The organism is Mycobacterium sp., assembly GCF_049585075.1.
Taxonomy (GTDB): Bacteria; Actinomycetota; Actinomycetes; order Mycobacteriales; family Mycobacteriaceae; genus Mycobacterium.
The window spans coordinates 1-3,762 of sequence record NZ_JBAUZA010000219.1; the positions used below are offsets into that span (position 1 = coordinate 1).

4 protein-coding genes are annotated in these 3,762 nt (G+C 63.3%); all 4 read right to left on the minus strand.

The features are described from left to right. On the minus strand, nucleotides 1-1,139 hold a 1,139-nt coding region (locus WB785_RS10685), incomplete at its 3' end, for a PPE family protein (RefSeq protein WP_424079011.1). A 15-nt stretch (nucleotides 1,140-1,154) separates the two neighbouring features. Next, a complete protein-coding gene (locus tag WB785_RS10690; RefSeq protein ID WP_424079013.1) occupies nucleotides 1,155-1,364 on the minus strand; it encodes a hypothetical protein in 210 nt (69 codons plus the stop codon). Between the two features lie 480 nt (nucleotides 1,365-1,844). Further along, complete coding sequence (locus WB785_RS10695) at nucleotides 1,845-2,795, minus strand: transglycosylase SLT domain-containing protein (RefSeq protein ID WP_424079014.1); 951 nt, start codon at nucleotides 2,793-2,795, stop codon at nucleotides 1,845-1,847. A gap of 219 nt (nucleotides 2,796-3,014) precedes the next feature. Beyond that, entirely contained in the window at nucleotides 3,015-3,323 is a 309-nt protein-coding gene (locus tag WB785_RS10700) for a WhiB family transcriptional regulator (protein WP_424079015.1), read from the minus strand. Between the last annotated feature and the right edge of the window lie 439 nt (nucleotides 3,324-3,762).

Genomic DNA, 3,762 nt, shown 5'->3' on the forward strand with positions numbered 1-3,762 from the left:
GCCATCTCGGACAGCGTGCTCCCCGAACCGAGTTCTGCTGCTGGCGCGGCGGCGGCGCTGACCGTGGTGTCGGACAGTGCTGGCAGCGTGAACGACATGGGTTTGACCGCCGGTGTTGAGACTGCCCAGGTCGGCGGAACCGACATTGCCCCAACGGTGTTCGACTCGCCCAGAGCGGCGGCGACGCTCGGCGACGGTATCGTGCCTGGGGGCAAATTCAGCAGCTGCGCAGGGAACGGCTCTACCGGAGCCGGCCCGTCGCCCGGCCAGGCTTGTTCCCCATTCCATCCGCTGACGATTCGGTCGGTGTGAGTACCGGTCAAGGCGCCGACGACATCGAAAGGAAGGGCGATTACACCGATGGTTCCCAACGGAATGTCAGCGCCGAAAGTCGCAATGGCGGCCGGTAGGTCAAAGAAAATAGCGATCAGATTGGCGAGCGTGCTCAGTGGGTCCGTCTGGGCCGGCACTGCGGCTCCCGTTGCAAGGCTTTGCAGGGCGCCGGGCACCGAGGAGAACGCTTGTTGAATCGATGACACCGTGCTCTGCACGTTGCCGGCCGACGTGCCGGCGGCCTGGGTGGTGGCGGCGGCCTGGGCGGCCGAGGCGCCCGGGTTGGTGGTTTGCTGTGGCGGAGTGAACGGTGTCAGCGCTGTCGCGGATGCTGACGAAGCTGCGTAGCCGTACATCGCCGCGGTGTCCTGCGCCCACATTTCGGCGTATTGCGCCTCGTTGGCCGCGATCTTCTGCGTGTTTCGGCCGAACAGGTTCGTCGCCACCAGCGTCATTAGCTGAGTGCGGTTGGCAGCAACCAACGGCGGCGGCACCGTCGAGGTAAACGCCGTTTGGTATGCGGCTGCGGCAGCCGTGGCTTGGGCGGCCGTTTCCTCGGCCTGCACGGCGGTGGCGTTGAGCCACGCGACGTAGGACGCGGCCGCAGCTGCCATCGATACCGATGCGGGACCCAGCCACGGCCCGGTGGTCAACCCCGACACCACAGATTGATACGAGTTGGCCGCCGAATGTAGCTCGGCGGCCAACTCTTGCCAGGCTTCGGCGGCGGTGAGCATTGGCGCCGAACCGGCACCGGCATACATTCGAGCGGAGTTGACCTCTGGCGGGTAATTACCAAAGTCCATTGCTAAGCCACCCCTCTAATTCACCGCGATTGAGTTGGCCCAGTCGATGGCGCCAGACGGCCCGACACTGGTCTGTGTGGCGGTTACGAACAGCTCGCGCCCAGCCGTGGCGGTGCCAGTGACTGCTGGGTGAATCGTGGCACGCGCCACGGCTTTTGTCGCCTCTGGGTCCGGCGCGTCGTCAGCCGACGCCAGCATCGCGACGTTCATATTTGCACCGCTCACCGCGCCGACAATGCCTGGCAAAATCATCTGCCGGCGCTCAAGACATTCGGGCTCAACAGTCCCAGGAAACATTGCCTTCCCTTTCCCGATTAATGGTCGGGCAAACCGCCTAATTCGTTACGTTAGCCGTGGTTTGTGTCGCCTACCAGCACAGTCCTCGACCAGCGGGCTATCTCATTATCGACGTTTAACGGAAGGAATCCAAAATAATAACACTTTCTTAACGCCGCTTTGTTGCGGCGATCACCCATATTTCTCAGGCTAACCACCTGTATTTCTCAGGTTCACGAATTTATTGTTTTTGCGCGGTCTCGAGCCGCGGTGCGACATCTGCTTCCGCCCCCTGGTCCGATAGCCTGCCTGCGGTCGGAGCCGATTCTAAGCAGCGCCTCCTGTGAGGTAGCTGGCAACAACTTGGACGTTAGCTGCCAGCATCAGGTCGGCTTTGGAGACCTGCGCGCCCGCACGGGATCGGTCACGTCACTGCGGGTGGGTGGCCAGATAGTCTGCCACCGGAATTGGTGCCGTCGCCGCGTAGCCGATGGGCAGTAACACGTCGCCGGCGGTGGTGGCGTAATAGACATCCCACCGGTAATAGTCGGGATACGTAGCGGGGTCGGCGGCGAGCACTGCCGCGTATTGGTCGACCGCCCGGACATATTCGTCAGAATGGTTGTACCGCCAGATCGCGTGATCACGATCGTTGGCAAAGCCATTGGCGGCCAGATAACGGCCAGCTGCCATGATGCTGTCGCGTGGGGAGTGGACGTCGCCGCCCTGACCGTACGCGGCGAACGTCGAGGGCAAGAACTGCATGGGGCCTTGCGCGCCGGCGGTGCTGTCGCCCTGGATGCTGCCGAAGCGGGTCTCGATCAGGTTGATCGCCGCCAGGTAGTTCCAGCCGACCCCGGACGCCGACTCTGCTTCGTGGTAGTAGCTCAACAATTGGTCCGCCGGAGCAGGAGGCTCGATGCGCCACGGCGGCACGGTGTTTTTCGCGGGCGTCATCGCCTGAAGCTGTCGACGGGCATCGACGTTGCGGTCGTAGACGTCGAGTAGTGACGGCGGAATCCGCGGCCGCGTGATCGCATCCCATTCGGGATGCCGCCCGATCGAGCGGTAGGCCGCCTGCTGGCGGTGTGCGGCCTCCGCTAGCGCGGCCTCCGCCGTCGACTGGTTGCGTAGCGCAAGCTCGTCGCCGACTAGATCGTCGGCCAGCTGCGCGGGATCTGATGCCAGTTGCGGCTGGGCGCCCGCGGGAATGATCGCGGCTCTCGTCGTCCCGGTCGCGGGCAACGCCGTCGCGGTTGACCCAGTCACGGTCTTTGTGGTTGGCGGCGCTATCGGCTCTGTACAGCCGGCGAGTGCGAACACAATCAGGGCGAGAACGCACGTGCTCAAGGGGACGACGGCTCTTCGGTTACGGCTCACTGTGATCACTTCCGTCGGCTGCCGCTACTGCTGTCGGAGGTTGCTCCTAGCGAGTCTTCGCTCCTCGAGACTGCAGCCACTGTAGAGGTTCGCGGCGTGTCGTCGCAGCGGTTTACGTGTCGCGGCGGCGAGACCACAAAAGGCCAAGTGGCCCAGCGAGTTTCAAAGCGACAGAGCCCCGCCCCGATCTCCCGGGGCGGGGCTCTGTCTGCTTAGCGCCTAGGCGGTGCGGCGGATACCGCGAGATCTACCGATGTCACGCTTGAGCAGTAGCTCGCGCTCGGTTTCCGACAGGCCGCCCCAGATGCCGTATGGCTCGGCAACTTCCAGGGCATGCGTGCGGCACTGGGTCATCACTGGGCAGGCGCGGCACATCTCCTTGGCGCGCCGCTCACGCTGCATGCGGGCGCGACCACGCTCGCCGTCCGGATGAAAGAACACCGAGGAATCCACCCCGCGGCAAAGGCCGTGTAATTGCCAGTCCCAAATATCGGCGTTGGGGCCTGGTAGCTGTTCTGGCTGTGGCATTGAAGTCCCTCTCTACACGCCCATGTGTTCTTGATTCGAGCGGGTCGTCGGTGACTACTCGTCGGCCTTAAAGGTAGGGGGCCTACAGAAATTTCGTCAACACGCTGCGGTCGCCGAATGCCCAACGGCGGCTTGATAATTTACCGCGAGTTCATCGACGCGATGAGTCTGCTGGCCTCGGCATGCATGGTGACGGGGTGTTATCTCGCAATGTCCCAGCTCGCAGCCGCCGCACCGGAAATCCCCACAAATATGATCAGCGTTAGATTTAATACCGGCGTAACTCGCAGAGCATGAAGTCTTAACTACTGCACGCCAGTGATCTCTATGACCTATGGTCCGACAATCGAGTCCGACCTTACCGCTACCGCCTTCGGGAATCAGCCCGAGCGCTGGCCGCTGCCCTCGGCGGGCACGCCGGGTCAGCTATGGCTCCGCG